Source organism: Pseudomonas sp. S09G 359 (assembly GCF_002843605.1).
Lineage (GTDB): Bacteria > Pseudomonadota > Gammaproteobacteria > Pseudomonadales > Pseudomonadaceae > Aquipseudomonas.
In genome coordinates this window covers 6,382,415-6,407,372 of the sequence record NZ_CP025263.1, presented here as the reverse complement: position 1 = coordinate 6,407,372, position 24,958 = coordinate 6,382,415, and the positions used below count along the sequence as shown (strand labels likewise).

Genomic DNA, 24,958 nt, shown 5'->3' with positions numbered 1-24,958 from the left:
GTGCTGAGTGCCGAGTTGAAGGCGTTTTTTATGGTCGCGCGTTTGGGCAGCATTACCCAGGCGGCGAAAAAACTCGGCCTGAGCCAGCCCACGGTCACCACCCAGATTCGCAACCTGGAAGGCCAGTACGGCGTTGAGCTGTTCTACCGTGGCGGCCGCCGCCTCACCGTCAGCGACGACGGCGCGCGGTTATTGCCGATGGTCAAGGCGTTGCTGCAGCAGGAAGCGGACATCGAGTTCTTCCTGCGCAACAATGGCCAGGTCCAGGGTGCCCTGCGAATTGCCGCAACGGCGCCGTATTACATCCTCGATCTGGTCAAAGCCTTTCGTGAGCGCCTGCCCCAGGTGGAAGTATCGGTGGAAATCGGCAACTCCCAGCAAGTGCTCGAAGCGCTGGACGACTACCGCGTCGACGTTGCCGCTTCCTCGCAACTGCTGGAAGACCCGCGCCTGATCCGCCGCGTACTCGGCACCGACCCCCTGGTGCTGGCGGTGCATCGCAACCATCCCCTGGCCAAACGGGATCACGTGCCGCTCACCGCATTGGCCGGGCACACCTTATTGATGCGTGAAGCGGGCTCCACCACCCGGCGCCTCACCGAAGAGTTGCTGCAGGGCGCCGGCGTGAGCCATGGGCCGCTGCTGGAAATCGGTAGCCGCGAGTCGATTCGCGAGGCGGTGCTGCGCAATATCGGCATCAGCATCATCGCCCGCCAGGAAGTGCCCCATGACCCGCAGCTGCGCGTGCTGACTATCGAGAATGCGCCGCAGATTCCGGAGTATCTGTATTGCCTCAAGGAGCGCAAAGGCGCGCGGCTGCCGGCGGCGTTTCTGGGGTTGGCGCAGGAAATGTCGCCGCTCTGAGGTTTTGGGGTGGCTTTTGGGGCCTCATCGGGGCAAGCCCCCTCCCACATTTTGACCGCATTCTCATGTTGGAACTCGGTCAACTGTAGGAGGGGGCTTGCCCCCGATAGCGGTACACCCAAATCCACCAATACCACTATCGCCGCGTTTTGCCTTTCTGCCACATCAGGGACGCATTGCCCCCCTAGCATGGCCTTCATCCGTTCGATGAGGTGCCACCATGAACACAGCCCTGACCCAACCCGGCGCGCCGATGAAGGTGCGTGGTATCCAGAAACGCTTCGGCGCCTTCACCGCGTTGGACAACGTGTCCCTGGACGTCGCCGCTGGCGAGCTGGTGTGCCTGCTGGGCCCGTCGGGTTGCGGCAAGACCACCTTGCTGCGCTGCATCGCGGGCCTGGAGCGCCAGGACAGCGGCGAACTTTACTTGGGCAACCGCGACGTTTCCCTACTGCCGCCCCAGGCTCGGGACTACGGCATTCTGTTCCAGTCCTACGCACTGTTTCCCAACCTCAGCGTTGAAGCGAATATCGGCTACGGCCTCACCGGCAGCGGCCGCGATGAAGTGCGCCAGCGTGTCGGCCAGATGCTCGAACTGGTAGGGCTGGTCGGCAGCGAGAAAAAATACCCCGGCCAACTTTCTGGCGGCCAACAGCAACGCGTGGCCCTGGCCCGCGCCCTGGCACCGGCGCCTTCGTTGCTGTTGCTGGATGAGCCGATGTCGGCCCTCGACGCCCGTGTACGCGAGCACCTGTGCACCGAGCTGCGCCAACTGCAACGGCGCCTGGGCATCACCACCTTGATGGTGACCCACAACCAGGACGAAGCCATGCTGATGGCCGACCGTATCGCCGTGATGAACAACGGCAAGGTCGAGCAATACGCCACGCCCCAGGAGATCTACGACCGCCCGGCCACGCCATTCGTGGCAGAGTTTGTCGGCCAGGGTAACTGGCTGCCGTTCAGTCGCAACAGCGCCAGCCACGCCCAGGTGGGCGGGATGAACATGCGCCTGGCCGACGATGCCGGCGTGGCCAGGTCCGGTCGGCTGTTCTGCCGCCCGGAAGCCATCAGCGTCAACCCGCCGGTGCATGAAGAAAACCTGTTCCCGGCCAAAGTGCGCGAGATCACCTTCCTCGGCAACCGCTGCCGCATGAGCTTTGAGCTGGAGCAACTGCCCGGCCATCCGCTGCTGGCCGAGCTGGCCCCGGAGGCCATGCCGCGCCTGGGCGCCCAGGACATCTGGGTAGCCTTGCCGCCGCGCAGCCTGCAGGTGTTTGCCTGAGATGGCCGCGGTGATGACGCTGCCGCGCCAGGTGTCCCGCGCCGAACTCGGTGATCGCATTTTCGTCGTCGGCGGCAAGCTCTTGTGGCTTGTGCTGCTGGGTATCGCCGTATTGCTGCCGTTGTTGGCGATCTTCTGGCGCGGCTTCAGCAGTGAAGCCGGGCAGGGCGGTGGGCTGGTTGCCGCGCGGGAATTGCTCGCCAGCGATAACTTCCACTGGTTGCTCGGCAATAGCCTGAAAGTTTCCCTCAGCGTGGCGGCCATCGTCGTACCGCTGGCTTACCTGTTTGCCTACGCCCTGCAACGCACACTTATCCCCGGTAAGGCCATCTGGCGCGGCCTGTCACTGCTGCCGCTGATGGCGCCGTCGATGTTGCCAGGCATTGCGCTGGTGTACCTGTTCGGTAACCAGGGCCTGTTGCGCGGTTTGCTCTCGGACAATATCTACGGCTTCTGGGGCATTGTTCTCGGGGAGGTGATTTACACCTTCCCACACGCCTTGATGATCTTGCTGTCGGCACTGTCCCTGGCGGATGCGCGCCTGTTCGATGCGGCCTCAAGCATGGGTGCCAGCCCGGCGCGGGCGTTTCGCAGCATTACCTGGCCGGCCACGCGCCAGGCGGTGTTCGCCGCGTTTTGCCTGGTGTTCACCCTCACCATCACCGACTTCGGCGTGCCCGTGGTGGTCGGCGGCGACTATCAAGTATTAGCGCTGGAGGCCTACAAGGCGGTGGTCGGCCAGCAACAATTTGGTCGTGGCGCGTTGATCGGCATGGTGTTGCTGTTGCCAGCGCTGTTCAGCTTTGCGGTGGATGCCTGGTTGCGCCGCCGGCATGGCGACTCCATGAGCGGCCGCGCCCAGGTGTTCCAGCCGGCGCCGTCGCGCACAAGAGACGCCTGCTACCTGGCCCTCGTGCTGCTGATCTGCGCCGTGTTGCTGCTGGTGTTCGGTATGGCGGTGTACTCCTCGCTGGTCAAATTCTGGCCGTACAACCTGTCGCTGTCCCTCAGCCACTACCAGTTTGAAGACACGGCCGGTGGCGGCTGGCTGGCCTACCGCAACAGCCTGACCATGGCCCTGTGCACGGCATTGGTCGGCAGTGTGCTGATCTTCACCGGCGCCTACCTGATGGAAAAGACCCAGGGGCAAAAGAGCCTCAACCTGGCGTTGCGCATGCTCAGCTTTGTGCCGATGGCCGTGCCGGGGTTGGTGCTGGGCCTGGGCTATGTGTTCTTTTTCAACCTCAACGGTAACCCGCTGCATGTGTTCTACGGGACCATGACGTTGCTGGTGGTGTGCACGATTGCTCATTATTTGACCACCGCACAGATGACCGCCACCACCGCGCTGCGCCAACTGGACGCTGAATTCGAAGCCGCTGCCTTGTCCCTCAAAGCACCGCTCTACCGCCATTACTTGAAAGTGACGGTGCCGATCTGCCTGCCGGCGCTGCTGGACATCGTGCGCTACCTGTTTGTGTCGGCGATGACCACCGTGTCCGCCGCGATCTTCCTCTACAGCCCCGACACCATCCTCGCCGCCGTCGCCGTGTTGAACATGGACGACGCCGGCAACGTCGGCGGTGCGGCGGCCATGTCGACCCTGATTCTGTTCACGTCGGCCGGCGTTTCGCTGCTGCTGGCGTGGGCCTCACGTGGCGCGTTGCGCCGCTCCCAAGCCTGGCGCCAGACCGCGCCCGGCCAATAAACATCCCTAAGGAGGTGCTCCATGTTCAAGCCCCTGGCGCTGGTCGCTGCGGTACTCACTGCATTCAGCCTGAATGCCTTCGCCAAGACCGAGCTGACCGTGTACACGGCCCTCGAAGCCGAGCAGTTGAAGAGCTACAAAAAGGCCTTTGAGCAGGCCAACCCTGATGTCGAGATCAAGTGGGTGCGCGATTCCACCGGGATCATCACCGCCAAGCTGCTGGCCGAGAAAGCCCGCCCGCAAGCCGACGTAGTCTGGGGCCTGGCCGCCTCCAGCCTGGCGATCCTCGACCAGCAAGGCATGCTGGATAACTACGCACCCAAGGACCTGGACAAGATCGGCAAGAACTACCGCGACGCCGCCAACCCACCCGCCTGGGTCGGCATGGATGTGTGGGCCGCAACCATCTGCTTCAACACCGTCGAAGCCGAAAAACAGGGCCTGACCAAGCCGGTGAGCTGGCAAGACCTGACCAAGCCTGAGTACAAGGGCAAGATCGTAATGCCCAACCCGGCGTCTTCGGGCACCGGCTTTCTGGACGTGAGCGCTTGGTTGCAAACCTTCGGCGAGAAGCAGGGTTGGCAGTACATGGACGACCTGCACCAGAACATCGGCCAGTACGTTCACTCCGGTTCCAAGCCGTGCAAGCTGGCGGCGTCGGGTGAGTTCCCGATTGGTATTTCGTTTGAATACCCGGCGGTGCAGCTCAAACGCCAAGGCGCACCGCTGGACATCATCCTGCCGAAAGAAGGGCTGGGCTGGGACATCGAAGCCACTGCTGTGATCAAGGGCACCGCCCACGCCGATGCGGCTAAAAAGCTCGCCGACTTCTCCGCCAGCCCTGCCGCGATGGAGTTGTACAAGGAAAACTTTGCCGTGCTCGCCCAGCCGGGGATTGCCAAGCCGCAGACTGAGCTGCCGGCCGATTATGAGCAGCGGTTGATCAAGAATGACTTCTCCTGGGCCTCGAAAAACCGCGATAGCATTTTGACCGAGTGGCGCAAGCGGTATGACGGTAAGTCGGAGAAGGTGGCGGGTCAGTAAATTCTCGGGTTGGGCTGATGGCCTCATCGGGGGCAAGCCCCCTCCCACATTTGAAAGCGTTCGCAGATCAAAGGTGGGAGGGGGCTTGCCCCCGATGGCGGTCTTGAAAACAGGACATCACTTAATGACACAACTGCTGATCATCGGCGCCGGCATCCTCGGCCTCTCCCACGCCTACGCCGCCGCCAAGCGCGGCCTCAAGGTCAAGGTGTTCGAGCGCAGCGCCACGCCGCTCGGCGCCTCGGTGCGCAATTTCGGCCAGGCATTGGTCACCGGGCAACCGCCCGGGCCGATGCTCGACCTGGCACGCCAGAGCCGTGATATCTGGGGCCACTGGGGGCAGGCGGCCGGCATCCAGCTCAAGCGCAATGGCTCCTACCTGTTCGCCCGCACTGAAGCCGAAGAGCATCTGCTCGAAGCTTTCTGCGCCGGCCGCGCTCGGGAGCACGGCTACAACGTCGACCTGCTGCAAGGCGCGGCACTCAAGGATGTGTACGGCGGCCAGTTCCGTCATCACCGCGCCGCGCTGCATGGCAAGGACGATCAGCAGCTGTATTCCCGCGAGGCGATCCCGGCGCTGATCAATTATCTGGCTCAAGAGCTGAAGGTGGAGTTTCATTTCTCCACCCTGGTGCGCGACGTGGAGCCTGGCCAGTTGCACAGCACGGCGGGCAGTTTTCGTGGCGAACAGATCATTGTCTGCTCCGGCCACGACTACCAAACCCTGCTGGCCGAGCAGATAGCCGAACTCAACCCACAGATTTGCCGCCTGCAAATGCTGCGCGCCCGCCCGGCGGTCAACCTGAACCTGCAACATGCCTTGCTCACGGGCCTGAGCTGCGTGCACTACGGCGCCTTCGCCGACCTGCCGCAAGCTGCGCCGGTACAGGCGCAGATCCTGCGTGAGGCACCGCACCTGCATGAACACGGGATTCACCTGCTCATCAGCCCGACGCCCCATGGCGAGTTGATCATTGGCGATTCCCACCATTACGGCAGCGATGCCTCGCCGTTCAACGCCGAGCAGGTCGATGACTGGATGATCGAATTGGCCGAGCAAACCTTGGGCTGCAAGATCCAGGTGGTCGAGCGCTGGCAGGGTGTCTACGGTTCACGTGGGCCGGGGCCGTTTTCATTCCTGCGCGCGGCGCCGGGCGTCAGTGCGGCGTTGATGCACACAGGTGTGGGCATGAGCGTGGGGCCGGCGCTGGCCGAACGCAATATCAGCGCACTGTGGGGAGATGCGTGATGAGCCCGGAACAGGCGATTGCCGAAGTCTTCGGCTTGTATGAGCAGCACGGCACGGCGGATTACATCGGCGAGCCGGTGTCGCAGATCGAACATATGTCCCAGGCCGCGCAGCTTGCCATGGCCGAGGGCTATGACGATGAAGTGGTGCTGGCGGCGTTTTTCCACGATATCGGGCATATCTGCAGCAGGGGCGGTGAGAACATGGGCGGTTATGGGGTGGTCAGCCATGAGCGGCTGGGCGCGGATTACCTGCGCCGCGCGGGCTTCAGCGAACGCATGGCCAAGCTGGTGGAATACCACGTGCAGGCCAAGCGTTACCTGACCTTCAGCCAGCCGGACTATTACGCACGCCTGAGCGAAGCCAGCCGCCGCACCCTGGGTTACCAGGGCGGCGTGATGACGGCCGAGGAGGCCCAGGCCTTTGAGCAAGACCCGCTGTGCCAGCTCAGCTTGCGCATGCGCCACTGGGACGAACAGGCCAAGGCAATGCACGTGCCGGTACTCGACCTCGAAGTGCTCAAGGCCAAGGCCCGGCAGTTGCTCGCAGCCTAGGTTTCGTCGAGGCGCTGGGCCAGGGCTTCGACCTGTTCCTGACGCTCGGCCTGGCTGAGCTTGGCGTGGGGGTTGAGGGACGACCATTGCGGGTGGGCGCGGGCCTTGTGCAGCGCGTCCGGCAGCTTGCCTTCGCGCCAGGTTTTGTCCTGGGGCGTGTCGACCTTGATGCTGTGCATCGCCGCATGGCCGCGCAGGTTCAAGGCCTTGAGCAGCTGGCGTTGGCGCAAGGCGAGCAGGCGCAACACGCTGTCGTCGACGGTCAGCTCGCGCTGGCCCTTGAGTTTGCCGAGCAGGCGGCTGCCGTAACTGCGTGCGGTTTGCAGCGCGCCACCGGCAATGGCACCGGCGATGGCAGCGGCACCAAGGGTCAGGCCGCCGACCAGTAAATCCACCCCGGCCCCGGCGGCGGCGCCTGCGGCGATGCCGCCACCGACGCGTACGCCGAGCTGCTTGAGGGTTTCCGGGTTGAACAGGTCATCGCCCCAACGCCCGTCCAGCAAGGGCAAGTCGCTGGCGGCGGCATCCTGCGCGCGGAAGCCGAACAATTTGAGCAGGGCTTCGACACACTTTTGTTCACGCTGGCGCACAGCCTTGCGCAAGTCGCCGATGGCTTGCTGCTCATCTTCGCTGACCACACTGCGCCGGCACGCAGCGCAGTCGATCAACAGTTCGGCGATCAAGCGCGCGGCGCTTTGCTGGCGGGCCTGGCGCTGGGCCTGCTGATCGAGGATCAGCCGTTCCAGCTGCGGCCGCGCGTTTTCCAGCAGCAGGGCCAGGCTTTCATACAGCCTGCGTTCGCCGTCTTCCGGCGGCGCCACGCTGTCGAAGCGCACCAGTGCGTGCAGGCCCAGGCGCGCCAGGGCTTCGCGCCAGTCCGGCTCGCGGTGGTCGCTGCTGCTGACAAAGTTGAGCACCGGCAGCAATGGCTTGCCGCAACTGGCCAGCACTTGCAACTCGTCGCGGTACTTGGCCAGCACCGGCTCGCGGGCATCGATCACATACAGGCCGGCGTCCGAGGCCAGCAGTTGGCGCAGCACCTTGGCTTCCTGTTCGAAACGCTGGCGCGCTTCGCTGCCTTCCAGGAAACGTGCCAGGCGCGCCGGGCCGTCAAGACGTTCGCCAGGGCGGTCGAGGCGTTCCAGGTAGTCGAGCAGGGCGATGGCATCTTCCAGGCCGGGCGTGTCATACAGCTCCAGCAAGGCATCGCCGTCCACCGACAACCGCGCACCTTCTACATGCCGCGTGGTGCTGGGGCGGTGGGAGACTTCGCCGAAGCCCACATCCCGCGTGAGGGTGCGCAGCAGCGAGGTCTTGCCGACATTGGTGTGGCCGACCACGGCGAGTTTCAGTGGTTTAGTCATGACCGGTCTCCAGCCAATTCAGCGGCGCGCAATCGGCGAAGGGCAGCTCCAGCTGCTGCAGCGCGGCGTGCCAATCACCCAGGCGTTCGGCGTCCAGCGCCTGGCCGGGCGGGGCTTGCAGCAGCCATACGCGGGTGGCCGTGGCGCTGCGCGCGAGTTCGGCGATGAGTGCCAGGCTGCCGCGGTCCGGCGAGCGCCGTGGGTCGCAGGCGATGGCCAGGCGTGCGGGTGGGAAGCGGCTGAGTTGCTCCAGGAGCTTGTTGCGTGACTCGCGGCTGTCGAGGATGCCGGCGTTTTTTACCTTGACGGGTAGTTTGGGCGGCCACGGGTGTTGGTCGTCCAGTTCGATGGCCACCAACAGGGCGCCGTCGCTTTCCAGTTCGCTGACCCCGCCGGTGACGTGATGCAGCTGTTGCGGCGCGGCATCGTTGACCCCCAGGCGCTCACTGCTCGGCATCAGACGTTCGCGCAATTGGCTGTAGCCGGGCAGGTTGAGGTCCAGGCGCAGGGCGGCGCGCCCACGTTGCCAGCGCCACAGGCACAGCAGGGCGAGGACCAGCCGCGGCAGCAGGCCGTACACCAGCAGCACGCCCACCAGCCAGGCGGCCCAGGCTTGGCGGGCGCTTTCGATATTCAGCGCGGCATCGCCGCTGGCGCGGATCATTTCCACCGTCGGCACATTAAACCCAAGCAGGGCGGGCAGGGCGCCGAGGGCCTGGGTCACGGCCACAAAGGTATCGGCGCCGAGGATGGTGGTTTCCCACACAAAGCCGTAGCGGCGCGTGGCGAGTAAGGTAAGCACAATCACCATGGCACTGAGCAACGCCAGCAACCACAGGCTGTTGACCAGCACGCCGACTGCCCAGCGATTGAGTTTCTGGCGCTGCAACAGCAGCAGCAAGGCGGGCGCCAGTTGCGCGGCCTTGGCATCACGCGCGAGTTTCTCGCTGAGCCACAACCACAGGCGCCCCAGGCTGGCGGCGTGTTCGCCGGCAAACACCAGGCCCAGGGCCCAGCTGATCAGCAACATGAGATTCAAGCCGAGCAGGCTGCCCAAGGCCCAGAACACATTGACTGGGGCCAGGCCATTGCCCAGCGCGGCAAAGCCCAGGCCGGCACCACTGACCACGGCGACGATCGCCAACAACACCAGCGCCAGTCGCGCACCTTGCAGCCAGCGGGTGAGGGCGGCGGTGAGGCCATCGCGCTCGGCGAGGTGCAGGGCACGGTGCTGGATGCGCGTGGGCAAGTCGCCGCCGGCCGTGCGGGCCAGGCGGTTGGCTTCGAGGTCTTCCAGAGGGCCGGCGTGTTCTTCACGCAGGCGCACGGTTTCGGTCAGCCAGAGTTTGTGCAGGGGGTTCAGTGCAGTCACGCGCCGTCCTGTTGAGCAAGTGAGTTTGGAGCATAACCGCTGGGTCGTTGCTCTGGTATTCTCGTCGGCATGAAAAAAACTCTCCCTTTAAGCCTGATCGCAGCCCTCGGTGAAAACCGTGTGATCGGCGTCGACAACAGCATGCCCTGGCATTTGCCGGGGGATTTCAAATATTTCAAGGCCACCACGCTCGGCAAGCCGATCATCATGGGGCGCAAGACCTGGGATTCCCTGGGCCGACCGCTGCCGGGGCGCTTGAACCTGGTGGTTAGCCGTCAGACCGACCTGACGCTGGAAGGTGCGGAAGTTTTTCCGTCACTCGACGCGGCGGTTGAGCGGGCTGAGGCCTGGGCGCTGGAGCAGGGCGTGGATGAGCTGATGCTGATCGGCGGCGCGCAGCTGTATGCGCAGGGGCTGGAGCAGGCGGATCGCCTGTATTTGACGCGTGTGGCGTTGAGCCCGGAAGGGGATGCATGGTTTCCGGAGTTTGATATGAACCAGTGGAAGTTGGTGTCGAATCTGGAGAATCCGGCTGAGGGGGATAAGCCGGCTTACAACTTTGAGGTTTGGGAAAAAGCCTAAAAGCATCGGGGGCAAGTCGAACCGTCGCACCGCCCCTCCCACATTTTGACCGAGTTCCAACATGAGAATGCGGTTGAAATGTGGGAGCGGGCTTGCTCGCGAAGGCGATCTAACAGGCGCCGCTAAACCTGCGCTAACTCAGCATGCTCATCCGCATCCAGCAGCGCCTTATCCGTCTGCCCCATGATCTGGCTGGTAATCGCCCCCGCCGTCATCGAACCATTCACGTTCAGCGCCGTACGGCCCATATCAATCAGCGGCTCCACGGAAATCAGCAGCGCCACCAATGACACCGGCAAGCCCATCGCCGGCAGCACGATCAGTGCGGCAAAAGTCGCCCCGCCGCCCACGCCCGCCACACCGGCCGAACTCAGGGTCACAATCGCCACCAGGGTCGCGATCCACAAGGGGTCCAGCGGGTTGATACCCACGGTCGGCGCGACCATCACCGCCAACATCGCCGGGTAAAGCCCCGCGCAACCGTTCTGGCCAATGGTCGCGCCGAACGAGGCGGCGAAACCGGCGATGGATTGCGGGATGCCCAGGCGGCGGGTCTGCGCCTCGATGCTCAGTGGGATGGCCGCTGCGCTGGAGCGGCTGGTGAAGGCAAAGGTCAGCACCGGCCACACCTTGCGGAAGAACCGCAGCGGGTTGATCCCGGCCAGCGACAGCAGCAGCCCGTGCACCACGAACATCAAGCCCAGGGCCAGGTAGGACACCAGGACAAAACTGCCGAGCTTGATGATGTCTTGCAGGTTGGAGCCGGCGACCACTTTGGTCATCAGCGCCAATACGCCGTAGGGCGTGAGCTTCATCACCAGGCGCACCAGGCGCATCACCCAGGCTTGCAGGGTGTCGATGGCGTTGAGCACTTTCTGGCCTTTTTCCACGTCATCCTTGAGCAGTTGCAGTGCGGCAACGCCCAGGAAAGCGGCGAAAATCACCACGCTGATAATCGAGGTGGGCTTGGCCCGGGCCAGGTCGGCAAACGGGTTGGCCGGTACGAACGACAGCAGCAACTGCGGGATATTCAGGTCGGCGACCTTGCCCGCGTAATCGCTCTGGATCACTTGCAGGCGCGCCATTTCCTGGGTGCCGGCCACCAGGCCTTCGGCGGTGAGGCCGAACAGGTTGGTCAGGCCGATACCGATCAGCGCCGCAATCGCGGTGGTGAACAGCAGGGTGCCGATGGTCAGGAAGCTGATTTTGCCCAGGGAGGCGGCATTATGCAGGCGTGCCACGGCGCTGAGGATCGAGGCGAATACCAACGGGATCACGATCATTTGCAGCAGTTGCACGTAACCGTTACCGACCAGGTCGAACCAGCCGATGGAGGCCTTGAGCACCGGGTTGCCGTCGCCGTAAATCGTATGCAGCGCGGTACCAAACAGCACACCCAGCACGAGGGCAAACAGCACCTTCTTGGCGAGGCTCCAGTGAGTCCGGCGGGTTTGTGCCAGGCCCAACAGCAGGGCCACGAACACCAGTAAGTTGAGAATCAGGGGCAGATTCATTGAAGCTCCGTTGAGAAGGCAGCCAATCGCGTGAGCCTGCGATTGCGAACCGGAAATCCTAACAGCTTGAAATATATTGATTTAATACCGATATGGAATGGTGACTGTCGTTTTTGGAATAAGCGATTGACGCTCAGGCATATGCCGTTGGCGGGATCAGGACGCACACGGTCGTGCTCAACGTGGGAACTGTCACAGGGATTTGTTAGCGTCGATATCTTTCACTCAGGGAGACAACGCCTATGAAGCTCGCGCCGAAATTACTGGTATCCGCTGCATTCTGCCTCGGGCTCGCCAGCCAGGCGTTCGCCGCCACCGAGTTGAAACACTGGCCGGCGCCCGCTGCCAAGCAACTCAACGAAATGATCGCCGCCAACGCCAACAAGGGTAACTTCGCGGTCTTCGACATGGATAACACCAGCTACCGCTACGACCTCGAAGAGTCCCTGCTGCCCTACATGGAAAACAAGGGCCTGATCAGCCGCGACAGCATGGACCCGTCCCTGAAGCTGATCCCGTTCAAAGATACGGCCGACCACAAGGAAAGCCTGTTCAGCTACTACTACCGCCTATGCGAAGTGGACGACATGGTCTGCTACCCGTGGGTGGCGCAGATTTTTTCCGGCTTCACCCTCAAGGAGCTCAAGGTCCAGGTCGACGAGCTGATGGCCTCGGGCAAGCCGGTGCCGGTCAGCTATTTCGAAGGCGACGTGGTGAAGAAATCCGAGGTGCAGCCACCCAAGGTCTTCACCGGCCAGGCCGAGCTGTACAACAAACTGATGGAAAACGGCATCGAGGTGTATGTGATGACCGCCGCTTCGGAAGAACTGGTGCGCATGGTCGCCGCCGATCCGAAGTACGGCTACAACGTCAAACCCGAGAACGTCATCGGCGTGACCACCCTGCTCAAGGACCGCAAAACCGGCGAGCTGACCACCGCGCGCAAACAGATCACTGCCGGCAAGTATGACGAGAAGGCCAACCTCGGCCTGGAACTCACCCCGTACCTGTGGACCCCGGCGACCTGGATGGCCGGCAAGCACGCGGCGATCCTCACCTACATCGACGAATGGAAAAAACCGGTGATCGTCGGCGGCGATACCCCGACCAGCGACGGCTACATGCTGTTCCACGATGTGGACGTGGCCAAGGGCGGCATCCACCTGTGGATCAACCGCAAGGATAAATACATGACCCAACTCAACGGCATGATGGCCAAGCACGCCGCGGCGCAGGCCAAGGAAGGCTTGCCGGTGACGGCGGACAAGAACTGGGTGATTGTGAAGCCGGAGGAGATTCAGTAGGACCGAGTTGCCTGTAATCGGGGGCAAGCCCCCTCCCACACTTGACTGTGTTCACAAATCGAAATGTGGGAGGGGCGGTGCGACGATTCGACTTGCCCCCGATGGCGGCCTCAAGAACACCACCAAGCCAATGCAAAAATAGATATCAATTGCGAACCAATCTCATCCTCTGCTAGCGTGCGCACCTCCTGAACCCTCCGTTCTTCTCAAGGTAGTGCTGTGTCCTCCTGGAATTCGCAGATTGCGCGCCTGTTCGCGGAGCAGAAGAAAGCCCTCGAAGCCTTCGTCACCCGTCGCACCGGCAGTGCCCAGGTGGCCGCCGACCTGACCCAGGAATCGTTCCTGCGTCTGGCCCGCCTGGATTCCGGCGAGAAGATCGACAATCTGCCAGCCTTTCTCTTCACCATCGCCAGCAACCTGGTGCGCGATCACCAGCGCCAGGCCATCCGCCGTGAGCGCCTGGACGCCGGCGAGCCGAGTGAGGAACTGCCCTGCGGCAACCCCGGCGCCGACGAACAATTGGCCGCCTACCAACAGGAGCAACTGATGCAGGACGCGATCCTGGCGCTGCCCGAAGCGACTCGGCAGATCTTCCTGCTTTATCATGTCGACGAACTTTCCTACCGCGAGATTGGTGAACGCCTGTCGATCACCCCGCGCAGTGTGGAATACCAATTGCGTCGCGCCTTGATTGAATGCCGCGCCTACATCAAGACGCGGCTTGCCTGCGATGCACAAGGACGTCGGTCATGACTGCCACACCCACTGCCGACGAACTGTTCGCCGAAGCCTCCGGTTGGTATTTCCGCCTGCAGGCCGAGGACGTGACTCCCGCCGAAATGGATGCGTTTGCCGCCTGGCTCGGGCAGGGCCGAGCCCAGGATGATGCCTGGCAGGAAGTGCAGGCCATGCTCGGCGGCCTGCGCGAACCGGCGCGGGTGGTTCGCCGCGCCGAACAGGCTGCCTGGCGCACACCGCTGCGGCGTTGGGCCTGCGCCGCCGCGGTGCTGTTGGCAATAGGCCTCACCGTGCAAAACACCCCCTGGCTTGACCGCCTGCGCGCGGACTACGCCACCGGCACCGGCGAATCACGCACCATCGAACTGACCGACGGCTCCCACCTGCAACTCAATACCGACAGCGCGGTGCAAATCCGCATGAGCGCAGGTGAGCGGCAGATTCGTTTGCTGCGTGGCGAGGGTTTCTTCGAGGTGACCAAGGACCCGGCGCGGCCCTTCGTGGTGCAGTCCGGCGACGGCTGGGTCAAGGTCGTCGGCACCCAGTTCAGCGTAGCGCGACGCGAGGCGCAGACGCGTGTGCAGGTGGCGCAGGGCAAGGTCCAGGTCAGCGCCGGCAGCGGCGCGCCGGTGTACCTGGAGCCGGGGCGGGCGGTGGAGTATCAGGGCCAGCAACTGGCCGAGGTGCATGGCTTCGACCCGGCCAGCGGGTTTGCCTGGCGCCAGCGGCAACTGGTGTTTCGCCAGCAGCCGCTGTCGGAGGTGGTCAGCGAGTTGAATCGCTACTGGCCGGGCAAGACCCTGGTGCTGGGTGACGCGCTGCGCAATCGTGTGGTCTCCGGTGTATTCGAAATCGATAAACCCGAGGCGGTGATCAAGGCGCTGGAGTACACCCTCAACCTGCGCGCCGAGCATTACACCCCGTATTTGCTGGTGCTGCGCGAAGGTAAAGCGTCGTAATCGCAATTATTTGAAAAAACTTTCAGGGTTTTTCCCCAGGCGGTCGTCCTTGATCACTGAGGCGTAAATAGTAAGCACTCTCAAGTAGTGCGGCGCCGATCACCGACTTTTTTGCACCGGGGAGCACCATCCATGGCACACCGATTCGCCGCACGGCCCTTGCTGGCGCTGGCTATTTCCATCGCCAGCGGCATCGCGCCGCTGTACCTGCAAGCCGCCGAGACCACCCAGGCCCAGACCTACCGGTTTGAAATCCCGGGGCAAAGCCTGGACGGTGCGCTGGCGGCGTTTTCGGCGGTGACGCGGGTGCAGGTGTTGGTGTCCGGTGAGTTGACCCAAGGGGTCGTGTCGCCAGGTGTGAGTGGCAACCTCGGCCAGCGCGAGGCGTTGGGCCAGCTGTTGGGCGGTACAGGGTTGAGCGCGGCGTTCATCAATGCCGATACCGTCACCCTGGAAAAACGCGTCGACACAGGTGGCGCTCTCGAAGTCGGCGCCACCACCATCAGCGCCGAACGCATGGGGGCCACCACCGAAGGCAGTGGCTCCTACACCACGGGGGCGGTGACCATCGGCAAGGGCGAACAGAAGCTCAAGGACATCCCGCAGTCGGTCAGCGTCATGACCCGCAAGCAGATGGATGACCAGAACACCACCAAGCTGTCGGAAGTGGTCAAGCGCACGCCTGGCCTGACCGCGACCAAATCCCCTGGCCCCGGCATGTTCATCTTCTCCCGTGGTTTCGAGATCGGCACCCTGCAATACGACGGGGTGGGGCTGCCGCGTAATACCTACGCGCTGGGCAGCTACCTCACCGAAAACATGGCGATCTATGACCGCGTCGAGACCCTGCGTGGCCCGGCCGCCCTGCTGCAAGGCGCCAACAGCCCCGGTGGCACCATGAACCTGGTGCGCAAGCGCGGCCAAGTGGCGCCAACGGTAACCATCACCGCCAAGGCTGGCTCCTGGGACCACTACGGCACCCAGGTCGACGCCGGCGGCCCGCTCAACGCCGAAGGCACCCTGCGCGGCCGCTTTGTGGCGGACTACGACACCACCGACTCCTTTATCGACTATGTCGGCGGCTGGAACCAGACGGTGTATGCCGCCGTCGATTACGACTTCACCCCGGACACCACCGTGGGCGTGGGCATCAGCAACCAAAAAGGCCACACCCGTCCCAACTTCATGTCCCTGCCCCGGTATGCCAATGGCAACGATATCGGCCTGCCGCGCTCGACCTTCGTGGGCGCCAGCTGGAACCGCAGCGTCAACAACCAGACCCAGGTGTTTGCCGACATCGAGCATCGTTTCAATGATGACTGGAAGGTGAAAGCCGCCGTGGTTGCCATGGACGAGCACAACGACGCGACCTACCAGGCGACGTGGGACGAGATCCCCAACCCGGGGACGACAGGCAACGTTCGCTACGTGGACTGGGTCACCGACTTCAATACCAAGAGTCGCGGCGTTGATGTTTACGTCGACGGCAAATTCGAAGGCCTGGGTTTTCGGCAGGAGATGGTACTGGGCGCCAACTATTCCAAACTCACTACGGATGATTTCTGGGCGCGTGCGGCCACGGCGGGTGCGGATATCTTCAACATCGACCACAACCGCGTGCAGCGCGACAGAAACCAGTTATTCCAGGCGGGCAATGCTACCAAGAGCTGGTATGACATTCGTCAGAAAGGGATTTATGGCACTTGGCGCGTCCAACTAGTGGACCCGCTGACGTTGATCCTGGGTGCGCGCACCAGTTGGTATGACTATTCCTACAAGGACGAGAGCGGTTTCCAGGGTGTGTACGGCGAACCTACCAGCAGCACCACGCAAAGCAATGGCCACGTCACGCCGTACGCTGGCCTGGTCTATGCGCTCAATGAACAATGGTCAGCCTACGCCAGCTATACCGACGCCTTTGAGCCACAAACCAGCCTGACCACCTCATTGACCGTGCTCAAGCCCATCGAGGGCCAGAACTACGAGCTGGGCCTGAAGGGCGAACTGGCTGACGGTCGCCTCAATACCTCGTTCGCGGTCTTCCGCTATGACCAGGAAAATCGTGCGGCTCAAGACCTGCAGGGCGGCAAAGTCTGTGGCGGCTGGTACTGCTCGCTCGCCTCCGGCAAGGTTCGCAGCCAGGGCTTCGAAGCCACGTTGAGCGGCGAAGTGTTGCCGGGCCTGCAACTGGTCTCCAGCTACACCTACAACACCACCAAATTCCTCAAGGACGACACCTACGAAGGCAAGATCTTCAGCACCTGGACCCCCAAGCACCTGCTCAAGGTCTGGGGTGATTACCAGTTGCCGGGCGACTGGCACAAAGTCAGCGTCGGCGCCGGCGTGACCGCGCAAAGCAGCACCGAAGCCTATGACCGCAAATTCAGCGTGCCGGGTAATGCGCTATGGGACTCGCGGGTGGCCTACAAGATCAACCAGGAATTCACCGTGGCGGCGAACCTGAACAACCTGTTCGACAAGAAGTACTACATCCCGGCGTATAACGCGACGTGGGGCAGTAACTACTATGGCGATCCGCGCAATGTGATGTTCACCATGACCTACACCCCACAGTTTTAAGCCTCACCCCTGACTCATGTGGGAGGGGGCTTGCCCCCGATGGCGGTGGATCAGTCGGATAGATTTTGACTGACGCTCCCTCATCGGGGGCAAGCCCCCTCCCACAGTTGATCTCTGTGTATTGGAGGTTTTTGGCAGGCAAAAAAAAAGCCCCGCACAGAGCGGGGCTTTTTTATGCGCGCGGCTTACAGACCGTCAAGCATCGCCTTGTTACGCACAGCACCCTTGTCGGCACTGGTGGCCAGCAGGGCGTAGGCTTTCAGCGCAGTGGTCACTTTACGTGGACGCTTCTCAACCGGCTTCCAACCTTTCTTGTCCTGCTCAACCCGGCGTGCGGCCAGTTCTTCGTCGCTGATCAACAGGTTGATCGAGCGGTTCGGAATGTCGATCAGCACTTTGTCGCCATCCTGCACCAGGCCGATTGCGCCGCCGGCTGCCGCTTCAGGCGAAGCGTGGCCGATGGACAGGCCCGACGTGCCGCCGGAGAAACGGCCGTCGGTGAGCAGGGCGCAGGCTTTGCCCAGGCCTTTGGATTTCAGGTAGGACGTGGGGTAGAGCATCTCCTGCATACCCGGGCCGCCTTTCGGGCCTTCGTAGCGGATGATCACGATGTCGCCTTCTTTCACTTCGTCGGCGAGGATGCCGCGAACCGAGCTGTCCTGGCTTTCGTAGATCTTGGCGCGACCTTCGAAGACGTGGATGGATTCATCCACACCGGCGGTTTTCACCACGCAGCCGTCGAGGGCGATGTTGCCGTAGAGCACGGCCAGGCCGCCTTCTTGCGAGTAGGCGTGCTCGACACTGCGGATGCAGCCGTTTTCACGGTCGTCGTCGAGGGTGTCCCAACGGGTCGACTGGCTGAACGCGGTCTGGGTCGGGATGCCCGCCGGGCCGGCCTTGAAGAAGGTGTGCACGGCTTCGTCGTCAGTCTGGGTGATGTCCCACTTGGCGATGCCTTCGGCGATGGACTTGCTGTGCACGGTCGGCAGGTCGGTGTGCAGCAGGCCGCCACGGGCCAGCGAGCCGAGGATCGAGAAGATCCCGCCGGCACGGTGCACGTCTTCCATGTGGTACTTCTGGATGTTCGGCGCGACTTTGCACAGTTGCGGCACGTGGCGGGACAGACGGTCGATGTCGCGCAGGTCGAAATCGATCTCGGCTTCCTGGGCGGCGGCCAGCAGGTGCAGGATGGTGTTGGTGGAACCGCCCATGGCGATGTCCAGGGTCATGGCGTTTTCGAACGCCTTGAAGTTGGCGATATTGCGCGGCAACACCGACTCATCGTTCTCGGTGTAGTAACGCTTGCACAGCTCGACGATGGTGCGGCCGGCCTGCAGGAACAGTTGCTCGCGGTCGCTGTGGGTGGCCAGGGTGGAACCGTTGCCCGGCAAGGCCAGGCCCAAGGCTTCCACCAGGCAGTTCATCGAGTTGGCGGTGAACATGCCGGAGCACGAACCGCAGGTAGGGCAGGCGCTGCGCTCGTATTCCGCGACCTTCTCGTCAGAAGCGCTGGAATCGGCGGCGATGACCATGGCATCCACCAGGTCGAGGCCGTGGGAGGCGAGCTTGGTCTTGCCGGCTTCCATCGGGCCGCCGGAGACGAAGATCACCGGGATGTTCAGGCGCAGGGCAGCCATCAGCATGCCGGGGGTGATCTTGTCGCAGTTGGAGATGCACACGATGGCGTCGGCGCAGTGGGCGTTGACCATGTATTCCACGGAGTCGGCGATGATCTCGCGGCTCGGCAGGGAATACAGCATGCCGTCATGGCCCATGGCGATGCCGTCATCCACGGCGATGGTGTTGAATTCCTTGGCCACGCCGCCGGCGCGTTCGATCTCGCGGGCGACCAGTTGGCCGAGGTCCTTGAGGTGTACGTGGCCCGGTACGAACTGGGTGAACGAGTTGGCAATCGCGATGATCGGCTTCTTGAAGTCGTCATCCTTCATCCCCGTGGCGCGCCACAGTGCGCGCGCGCCGGCCATGTTGCGGCCGTGGGTGGATGTTTTCGAGCGGTAATCTGGCATGGAGCACTCCGGGCGGCTAATCGGTATCAAAAGGGAGTGAGCTTCTATTGACGTCTGGAACACCCGAAAAATGGCCGTGGTGTCCGGAAGTTGCCGCAAACGTTACGGGATCGCCGTGCGCAGTGGCCTTGAGCTCATAAACCCGCCGGGGGATGACTGGCGATGAATAGAGCCGATTCTACACCGCTGGCGGCTGGAGGGAATGGTCGATATGACAAGGCAGAGTCTCGTTGGTCAAACCGCGTTACAGGCAATTGCAGTCCAGTGACATGTTGCTCACGCCGGTAATTCGTGAGCCTTAGCCGCGCCTGCTCGGCGATTGGTGACCAACCCCCAGAGGCTCAGCCCGATGAAACTGACGGCGATGGTCATCAGCAAATGATCGCCCGCCTGGGCCAGCGCTGCGCTGCTGACGGCCGCGGTGAGGAACATGATGCTGTTGCCCGCCGACGCGGCCGTGCCGGCGCTGCTGGAAAACAACCGCATCGCCGCAGAAATCGCGGCCGGGCGAACCAGGGTGACGGCCAGGGCGCTGATCAGCATCGGAATCAGCAGAGTCACGGTGGTGATTGCATCCAGGCTCAGGATCAGCGTTAACAGCACGCCTGCGACGCAGAGCAGGCCGAGGCCCATATTGATTTGTCGGGACAGCGAAATGCGCTTTTGCAGGTACGACGCTGCCACCCCGCCCAGCAGATAGGCAACGCCGTACACCATCAGCACCAGCGCGTATTGGTATTCGGAGAGTTTCAGGGCATCCATGAAAATCAGGGGGGTCACGCTGATCAGCGCGAAATAACAGGCGAATACCAGTGCGGCGATCCACCAGTAACGTAGGAAGTCGCGGTGACTGGCGACGGCTTTCAACGTGCCGAGAATCGACACCGGCACGCGGTGCGGGCTGGCGGATTTGGACGGCAGGATGCACATCGCGTGGATCAACATGCCCAGTGCCATCAACGCAAAGCCGTAGAAGCTGCCTTGCCAGTCGAAGGTGGTTTGCAGCCAGGAGCCGATCAACGGCGACAGCGCGACAAACGAGCCACTCAGCGTCATGTAATAGAGGCGCACGCGGGCGCGGTCTTGTTCGTCGAACAGGTCTTCCACCAGAGCATGGCCCAGTACGAAAAAGCCACAGCCCATGGCCTGTACGCTGCGAAACAGCAGGAAGGTCAGGTAGTCCGACGCCAGTGCGCAACCAATCGCACCAAGGATCGACAGCGTGATGCAGCCGAGCAGCACCTCTTTACGCCCCCATTTATCCGACAGCGGGCCCGCGACCAGTTGCGAGATCGAAAAGACCAGCGTGAACAAACTGATGGACAGCGCGATATCCGCCGAAGGCGTATCGAACCTGGCGGCCAGGGCGGGGAATGAGGGCAGCAGAATATTGATCGGGAAGAAGCTGATCAGCGAGATGCAGGTGATCAGGATGAAGCGGGAAAGGTATGGCCCAGACATTGTTTTTGTTTTCCGGAGTAAAACCAGAAACCGATACTAGTCTGCGAAAAATGGAATTCAATCAAAAGCGTTTTGACACTACACAAAACAACTGTGGGAGGGGGCTTGCTCCCGATAGCGGAGTGTCAGTCGACACTTATGTGACTGATCCACCGCTATCGCGGGCAAGCCCACTCCCACCTTTGATCGGTGTGTTACTTAGCTATTGGGCAACAACCGGCACGTAATGCTCTTGATGTAGCGCGTCTCGGCAATCGCCGGGTGCACCGGGTGGTCCGGGCCCTGGCCGCCACGCTCCAGCATCTGGATATTGCGGTCCAGGTGGCGGGCGCTGGTGAGCAGGATGTTTTGCAGGTCGTCTTCCGGCAGGTGCATGGAGCAGGAGGCGCTGACCAGGATGCCGTCCTTGCTGAGCAGGCGCATGGCTTGCTCGTTGAGGCGGCGGTAGGCGCCTTCGCCGTTTTTCATGTCTTTTTTGCGTTTGATGAAGGCCGGTGGGTCGGCGACGATCACGTCGAAGCGCTCTTCGCTGGCTTTCAGTTCTTTCAACGCTTCAAACACGTCGCCTTCGATGCAGGTCATCTTCTCGGCAAAACCGTTCAGCGCGGCGTTGCGCTCTACGCCGTCGAGGGCGAAGGCGGAGGCGTCGACGCAGAACACTTCACTGGCGCCAAACGCTGCCGCTTGCACGCCCCAGCCGCCGATGTAGCTGTACAGGTCCAGCACGCGCTTGCCTTTGGCATATGGCGCCAGGCGGGCGCGGTTCATACGGTGGTCGTAGAACCAGCCGGTTTTCTGGCCATGGATCACCGGGGCTTCGAATTTCACGCCGTTTTCTTCCAGCGCGACCCATTCCGGCACCAGGCCGAACACAGTTTCGACGTAGCGGTTGAGGCCTTCGGCGTCGCGAGCGGCGGAGTCGTTCTTGAACAGGATGCCGCTCGGCTTGAGCACTTGGGTCAAGGCGGCGATCACGTCTTCCTTATGGGCTTCCATGGTCGCCGAAGCGATCTGCACCACCAGGATGTCGCCGAAACGGTCAACCACCAGGCCTGGCAACAGGTCGGAATCGCCGTAGACCAGGCGGTAGAACGGCTTGTCGAACAGGCGGTCACGCAGGGACAGGGCGACGTTGAGGCGGTGCACCAGCAGCGACTTGTCCAGCGGCAACTTGATGTCGCGCGACAGCAGGCGCGCGCAGATCAGGTTGTTCGGGCTCATGGCCACGATGCCCAGGGTCTTGCCGCCGGCGGCTTCCAGGATGGCTTGGTCGCCCGCCTGGAAACCGTGAAGTGGGGTGGCGGCCACGTCGATTTCGTTGCTGTAGACCCACAGGTGGCCGTTGCGCAAACGACGATCGGCGTTGGCTTTGAGACGCAGGCTTGGCAGGGACATGACGTCGCTCCGGAAAAAAGAGCGGGAGTATACCTGTTGCGGCGCGGTTCATGTGGGAGGGGGCTTGCCCGCGATGCAGGCAACGGGGTGTATCTGACGTACGGCGGTGATGCTATCGGGGGCAAGCCCCCTCCCACATTTAGTCCGATTTCAATCGGGCATTTGGGTGTCGGTCAGGTTTGCTTAGGGGTTAGAATCCCCGCCTAGCCCAGAGTGTGTACTTATGTCCCAAGAACTGTCCGCCGAACAGATCCAACAGGCCCTGCAAGGCATCAGCGTGCCGCCCCAGCCGCAAATCATGGTGGATTTGCAGATGGAGCAGTACATGCCCGACCCGGACCTGGAGGTGATCGCGCGGTTGATCGCCCAGGACCCTGGCCTGTCCGGCGCGCTGCTGAAGATCGTCAACTCGTCATATTACGGGCTGAGCAACAAGATTGCCTCGATCCAGCGCGCGGTGAACCTGCTGGGCAGCCGTTCGATCATCAACCTGATCAACGCCCTGTCGATCAAGGGCGAGATGAGCGATGACACCATCGTCACCCTCAATCGCTTCTGGGACACCGCCCAGGACGTGGCCATGACCTGCCTCACCCTGGCCAAGCGCACCGGCGCCCAGGCCGTGGACGAGGCGTATGCCCTGGGGCTGTTCCACGATTGCGGCGTGCCGCTGATGCTCAAGCGCTTCCCCAACTACATGTCGGTGCTCGAGCAGGCCTACGCCAACGCCGGCCCTGACTGCCGCGTGGTCGACACCGAAAACAACGCGTTCAACACCAACCATGCCGTGGTCGGCTACTACACGGCCAAGTCCTGGCGCCTGCCGGAGCATGTGACCGACGCCATCGCCAACCACCACAACGCCCTGGCGATTTTCAGCGATGAGTCGTCGCGCAATTCACAGCTCAAGAACTTGCTGGCGATCCTGAAGATGGCCGAGCACATCTGCTCGTCCTACCGGGTGCTGGGCAATCAGTCGGTTGACCATGAGTGGAATGCAGTCGGCCATCTGGTGCTGGACTACGTCGGCTTGTCGGAATACGACTTCGAAAGCCTGAAGTTGTCGATCCGCGAGCTGGGCGCGCACTGATCCGCTATTCAAGAGGTACACATGCCTGAGTTACCCGAAGTCGAAACCACCCGGCGCGGAATCGCGCCGCACCTGGAAGGCCAGCGGGTCAGCCGCGTGGTGGTGCGCGAGCGGCGTTTGCGCTGGCCGATCCCGGAAGACCTGGATGTGCGCCTGTCCGGGCAGCGCATCGTGTTGGTGGAGCGGCGGGCCAAGTACCTGTTGATCAATGCCGAAGTGGGCACCTTGATCAGCCATCTGGGTATGTCCGGCAACCTGCGCCTGGTGGAAGCCGGCCTGCCGGCGCTCAAGCATGAGCATGTGGACATCGAACTCGAATCCGGCATGGCCCTGCGCTACACCGATCCTCGGCGTTTTGGCGCGATGCTCTGGAGCCAGGACCCGCACAACCACGAGCTGCTGATTCGCCTGGGGCCGGAGCCGCTGACCGACCTGTTTGATGGCGAGCGCTTGTTCCAGCTGTCCCGTGGCAAGTCGATGGCGGTGAAGCCGTTCATCATGGACAACGCGGTGGTGGTGGGCGTGGGCAATATCTACGCGACGGAGGCGTTGTTTGCCGCAGGGATTGATCCGCGCCGCGCCGCCGGTGGCATTTCACGCGGGCGCTATTTGAAATTGGCGATCGAGATCAAGCGCGTGCTGGCCGCCGCCATCGAGCGCGGCGGCACCACGTTGCGCGATTTTATCGGCGGCGATGGGCAGCCGGGGTACTTCCAGCAGGAGCTGTTCGTCTACGGCCGTGGGGGCGAGGCGTGCAAGGTCTGCGGGGCTGAGCTACGCAATGTGGTGCTGGGGCAGCGGGCGAGTGTGTTTTGCCCTAAGTGTCAGAGCTGATGGGTGTGTGAGGCCTTCACAGCCACTAAAAAGCCTCAAGCCTTACCGGTAATCTTCCGGTACTTATCCATCAACTGCTCTTCAGTCTCAGGATGGGCTTCATCCAGCGGGATGCAATCCACCGGGCACACCTGCTGGCACTGCGGCTCGTCGTAGTGGCCAACACACTGGGTGCACAGGTTGGGGTCGATCACGTAGATCTCTTCGCCTTGAGAAATCGCAGCGTTCGGGCACTCGGGTTCGCAGACGTCGCAATTGATGCAATCGTCGGTGATGATCAGGGACATGGAAACTCCTGCCAGGGCTATCAGCCAGGGCATCTGAAAACTAATGCGCGCAATTGTGCCGCATTGGCGCCCGCAGTGCGAGCCGGTCAGACTTGCGGCCTTCGATTCTGTGGCGAGCGGGCTTGCCCGCGTTGGGGCGCGTAGCGCCCCCAAAAGCCAGACACTGCGGGCTTACCTGAAACTACGCGGTGCCTTGATTGGGGCTGCTTCGCAGCCCAACGCGGGCAAGCCCGCTCGCCACACAAGCAGGGCGAAGAAGCCTTACTTTTTGAAACGCAGCGTCAGCGCATCGGCCACGGCCGGGTGCACGAACTTGGTGATATCTCCGCCCAAAGCAGCGATTTCACGGACCAACGTCGAGGAAATGAACGAATAACGTTCCGACGGCGTGAGGAACAGGCTTTCCACGTCCGGCGCCAGTTGGCGGTTCATGTTGGCCAGCTGGAATTCATATTCGAAGTCCGACACCGCGCGCAGGCCACGCAGGAACACATTGGCGTTCTGCTCTTTGGCGAAGTGCGCCAGCAGCGTCGAAAAGCCCACCACTTCTACGTTAGGCAGATGCTTGGTGACCTCACGCGCCAGCTCCACGCGCTGTTCCAAGGGAAACAGCGGGTTTTTCTTGGGGCTGGCCGCGACCGCGATGATCACATGGTCGAACAAGCGAGAGGCACGTTCGACCAGATCGCCATGGCCTTTGGTAATCGGGTCGAAGGTACCTGGGTACAACACTCGGTTCATCGCGTC

General features: G+C 62.5%; 21 protein-coding genes. 13 read left to right on the top strand and 8 right to left on the bottom strand.

Features of this window, described 5'->3' with window-relative positions; translation table 11 throughout:
- From CXQ82_RS29530 to CXQ82_RS29505, 6 genes are all read left to right on the top strand, one after another.
- A complete protein-coding gene (locus CXQ82_RS29530; RefSeq protein WP_101273451.1) occupies positions 1–864 on the top strand; it encodes a LysR family transcriptional regulator in 864 nt (287 codons plus the stop codon).
- Between the two features lie 220 nt (positions 865–1,084).
- Positions 1,085–2,149 (top strand): putative 2-aminoethylphosphonate ABC transporter ATP-binding protein, encoded by a 1,065-nt coding sequence (locus tag CXQ82_RS29525; protein WP_101273450.1) that lies wholly within the window; start codon positions 1,085–1,087, stop codon positions 2,147–2,149.
- A 1-nt stretch (position 2,150) separates the two neighbouring features.
- Complete coding sequence (locus tag CXQ82_RS29520) at positions 2,151–3,857, top strand: putative 2-aminoethylphosphonate ABC transporter permease subunit (RefSeq protein WP_101273449.1); 1,707 nt, start codon at positions 2,151–2,153, stop codon at positions 3,855–3,857.
- Between the two features lie 21 nt (positions 3,858–3,878).
- Positions 3,879–4,901 (top strand): putative 2-aminoethylphosphonate ABC transporter substrate-binding protein, encoded by a 1,023-nt coding sequence (locus CXQ82_RS29515; RefSeq protein ID WP_101273448.1) that lies wholly within the window; start codon positions 3,879–3,881, stop codon positions 4,899–4,901.
- Between the two features lie 124 nt (positions 4,902–5,025).
- On the top strand, positions 5,026–6,150 hold the full coding sequence (locus CXQ82_RS29510; protein ID WP_101273447.1) for a TIGR03364 family FAD-dependent oxidoreductase: 1,125 nt from the start codon (positions 5,026–5,028) through the stop codon (positions 6,148–6,150).
- The gene (locus tag CXQ82_RS29505) at positions 6,150–6,704 is read left to right on the top strand and encodes a phosphonate degradation HD-domain oxygenase (protein ID WP_101273446.1); all 555 of its coding nucleotides are present in this window, start codon (positions 6,150–6,152) and stop codon (positions 6,702–6,704) included. The genes CXQ82_RS29510 and CXQ82_RS29505 overlap by 1 nt, the downstream gene beginning before the upstream one ends.
- On the opposite strand, the gene CXQ82_RS29500 is transcribed toward CXQ82_RS29505, so the two are convergent.
- A complete protein-coding gene (locus CXQ82_RS29500; protein ID WP_101273445.1) occupies positions 6,701–8,068 on the bottom strand; it encodes a DUF3482 domain-containing protein in 1,368 nt (455 codons plus the stop codon). The genes CXQ82_RS29505 and CXQ82_RS29500 overlap by 4 nt on opposite strands.
- The gene (locus CXQ82_RS29495) at positions 8,061–9,440 is read right to left on the bottom strand and encodes a DUF2868 domain-containing protein (RefSeq protein ID WP_101273444.1); all 1,380 of its coding nucleotides are present in this window, start codon (positions 9,438–9,440) and stop codon (positions 8,061–8,063) included. Before CXQ82_RS29495 ends, CXQ82_RS29500 begins: the two co-directional genes overlap by 8 nt.
- Before the next feature lie 69 nt (positions 9,441–9,509).
- On the opposite strand from CXQ82_RS29495, the gene CXQ82_RS29490 reads away from it, so the two are divergent.
- Complete coding sequence (locus CXQ82_RS29490) at positions 9,510–10,022, top strand: dihydrofolate reductase (RefSeq protein WP_101273443.1); 513 nt, start codon at positions 9,510–9,512, stop codon at positions 10,020–10,022.
- 122 nt (positions 10,023–10,144) lie between these two features.
- Here the strand turns inward: CXQ82_RS29490 and CXQ82_RS29485 are convergent, their stop codons facing one another.
- A complete protein-coding gene (locus tag CXQ82_RS29485) occupies positions 10,145–11,536 on the bottom strand; it encodes an L-cystine transporter (protein ID WP_101273442.1) in 1,392 nt (463 codons plus the stop codon).
- A 242-nt stretch (positions 11,537–11,778) separates the two neighbouring features.
- Here CXQ82_RS29485 and CXQ82_RS29480 point away from each other — a divergent pair, with 242 nt between their 5' ends.
- The 4 genes from CXQ82_RS29480 to CXQ82_RS29465 all read left to right on the top strand — a co-directional run bounded on the left by CXQ82_RS29480 (position 11,779) and on the right by CXQ82_RS29465 (position 17,117).
- A complete protein-coding gene (locus CXQ82_RS29480) occupies positions 11,779–12,840 on the top strand; it encodes a phosphorylcholine phosphatase (protein WP_101273441.1) in 1,062 nt (353 codons plus the stop codon).
- Positions 12,841–13,059: 219 nt separating this feature from the next.
- Positions 13,060–13,593 (top strand): RNA polymerase sigma factor, encoded by a 534-nt coding sequence (locus tag CXQ82_RS29475; RefSeq protein WP_101273440.1) that lies wholly within the window; start codon positions 13,060–13,062, stop codon positions 13,591–13,593.
- Entirely contained in the window at positions 13,590–14,537 is a 948-nt protein-coding gene (locus CXQ82_RS29470) for a FecR family protein (RefSeq protein ID WP_101273439.1), read from the top strand. Before CXQ82_RS29475 ends, CXQ82_RS29470 begins: the two co-directional genes overlap by 4 nt.
- A gap of 132 nt (positions 14,538–14,669) precedes the next feature.
- Positions 14,670–17,117, top strand: coding sequence for a TonB-dependent siderophore receptor (locus CXQ82_RS29465; RefSeq protein ID WP_101273438.1), 2,448 nt, complete (start codon positions 14,670–14,672; stop codon positions 17,115–17,117).
- Positions 17,118–17,302: 185 nt separating this feature from the next.
- On the opposite strand, the gene ilvD is transcribed toward CXQ82_RS29465, so the two are convergent.
- The 3 genes from ilvD to CXQ82_RS29450 form a co-directional block, all read right to left on the bottom strand.
- On the bottom strand, positions 17,303–19,144 hold the full coding sequence (gene ilvD, locus CXQ82_RS29460) for a dihydroxy-acid dehydratase (protein ID WP_010167756.1): 1,842 nt from the start codon (positions 19,142–19,144) through the stop codon (positions 17,303–17,305).
- Positions 19,145–19,420: 276 nt separating this feature from the next.
- Positions 19,421–20,605, bottom strand: coding sequence for an MFS transporter (locus tag CXQ82_RS29455; protein WP_101273437.1), 1,185 nt, complete (start codon positions 20,603–20,605; stop codon positions 19,421–19,423).
- Positions 20,606–20,803: 198 nt separating this feature from the next.
- Positions 20,804–22,000, bottom strand: coding sequence for a class I SAM-dependent rRNA methyltransferase (locus tag CXQ82_RS29450; RefSeq protein ID WP_101273436.1), 1,197 nt, complete (start codon positions 21,998–22,000; stop codon positions 20,804–20,806).
- A 277-nt stretch (positions 22,001–22,277) separates the two neighbouring features.
- On the opposite strand from CXQ82_RS29450, the gene CXQ82_RS29445 reads away from it, so the two are divergent.
- Positions 22,278–23,090 (top strand): HDOD domain-containing protein, encoded by an 813-nt coding sequence (locus tag CXQ82_RS29445; RefSeq protein WP_177409970.1) that lies wholly within the window; start codon positions 22,278–22,280, stop codon positions 23,088–23,090.
- 21 nt (positions 23,091–23,111) lie between these two features.
- Complete coding sequence (gene mutM, locus CXQ82_RS29440; RefSeq protein WP_101273434.1) at positions 23,112–23,924, top strand: bifunctional DNA-formamidopyrimidine glycosylase/DNA-(apurinic or apyrimidinic site) lyase; 813 nt, start codon at positions 23,112–23,114, stop codon at positions 23,922–23,924.
- Positions 23,925–23,959: 35 nt separating this feature from the next.
- On the opposite strand, the gene CXQ82_RS29435 is transcribed toward mutM, so the two are convergent.
- Positions 23,960–24,211, bottom strand: a complete 252-nt coding sequence (locus CXQ82_RS29435; protein WP_017734768.1) for a YfhL family 4Fe-4S dicluster ferredoxin — start codon at positions 24,209–24,211, stop codon at positions 23,960–23,962.
- Between the two features lie 261 nt (positions 24,212–24,472).
- Complete coding sequence (gene coaD / locus CXQ82_RS29430) at positions 24,473–24,952, bottom strand: pantetheine-phosphate adenylyltransferase (RefSeq protein ID WP_003176711.1); 480 nt, start codon at positions 24,950–24,952, stop codon at positions 24,473–24,475.
- Positions 24,953–24,958 lie beyond the last annotated feature (6 nt).

Bases quoted from the DNA above. Each gene is read 5' to 3' on its own strand.
- CXQ82_RS29525 (WP_101273450.1), top strand. From the start codon at position 1,085: ATGAACACAGCCCTGACCCAACCCGGCGCGCCGATGAAGGTGCGTGGT.
- CXQ82_RS29520 (WP_101273449.1), top strand. From the start codon at position 2,151: ATGGCCGCGGTGATGACGCTGCCGCGCCAGGTGTCCCGCGCCGAACTC.
- CXQ82_RS29515 (WP_101273448.1), top strand. From the start codon at position 3,879: ATGTTCAAGCCCCTGGCGCTGGTCGCTGCGGTACTCACTGCATTCAGC.
- CXQ82_RS29510 (WP_101273447.1), top strand. From the start codon at position 5,026: ATGACACAACTGCTGATCATCGGCGCCGGCATCCTCGGCCTCTCCCAC.
- CXQ82_RS29505 (WP_101273446.1), top strand. From the start codon at position 6,150: ATGAGCCCGGAACAGGCGATTGCCGAAGTCTTCGGCTTGTATGAGCAG.
- CXQ82_RS29500 (WP_101273445.1), bottom strand. From the start codon at position 8,068: ATGACTAAACCACTGAAACTCGCCGTGGTCGGCCACACCAATGTCGGC.
- CXQ82_RS29490 (WP_101273443.1), top strand. From the start codon at position 9,510: ATGAAAAAAACTCTCCCTTTAAGCCTGATCGCAGCCCTCGGTGAAAAC.
- CXQ82_RS29485 (WP_101273442.1), bottom strand. From the start codon at position 11,536: ATGAATCTGCCCCTGATTCTCAACTTACTGGTGTTCGTGGCCCTGCTG.
- CXQ82_RS29480 (WP_101273441.1), top strand. From the start codon at position 11,779: ATGAAGCTCGCGCCGAAATTACTGGTATCCGCTGCATTCTGCCTCGGG.
- CXQ82_RS29470 (WP_101273439.1), top strand. From the start codon at position 13,590: ATGACTGCCACACCCACTGCCGACGAACTGTTCGCCGAAGCCTCCGGT.
- CXQ82_RS29465 (WP_101273438.1), top strand. From the start codon at position 14,670: ATGGCACACCGATTCGCCGCACGGCCCTTGCTGGCGCTGGCTATTTCC.
- ilvD (WP_010167756.1), bottom strand. From the start codon at position 19,144: ATGCCAGATTACCGCTCGAAAACATCCACCCACGGCCGCAACATGGCC.
- CXQ82_RS29455 (WP_101273437.1), bottom strand. From the start codon at position 20,605: ATGTCTGGGCCATACCTTTCCCGCTTCATCCTGATCACCTGCATCTCG.
- CXQ82_RS29450 (WP_101273436.1), bottom strand. From the start codon at position 22,000: ATGTCCCTGCCAAGCCTGCGTCTCAAAGCCAACGCCGATCGTCGTTTG.
- mutM (WP_101273434.1), top strand. From the start codon at position 23,112: ATGCCTGAGTTACCCGAAGTCGAAACCACCCGGCGCGGAATCGCGCCG.
- CXQ82_RS29435 (WP_017734768.1), bottom strand. From the start codon at position 24,211: ATGTCCCTGATCATCACCGACGATTGCATCAATTGCGACGTCTGCGAA.
- coaD (WP_003176711.1), bottom strand. From the start codon at position 24,952: ATGAACCGAGTGTTGTACCCAGGTACCTTCGACCCGATTACCAAAGGC.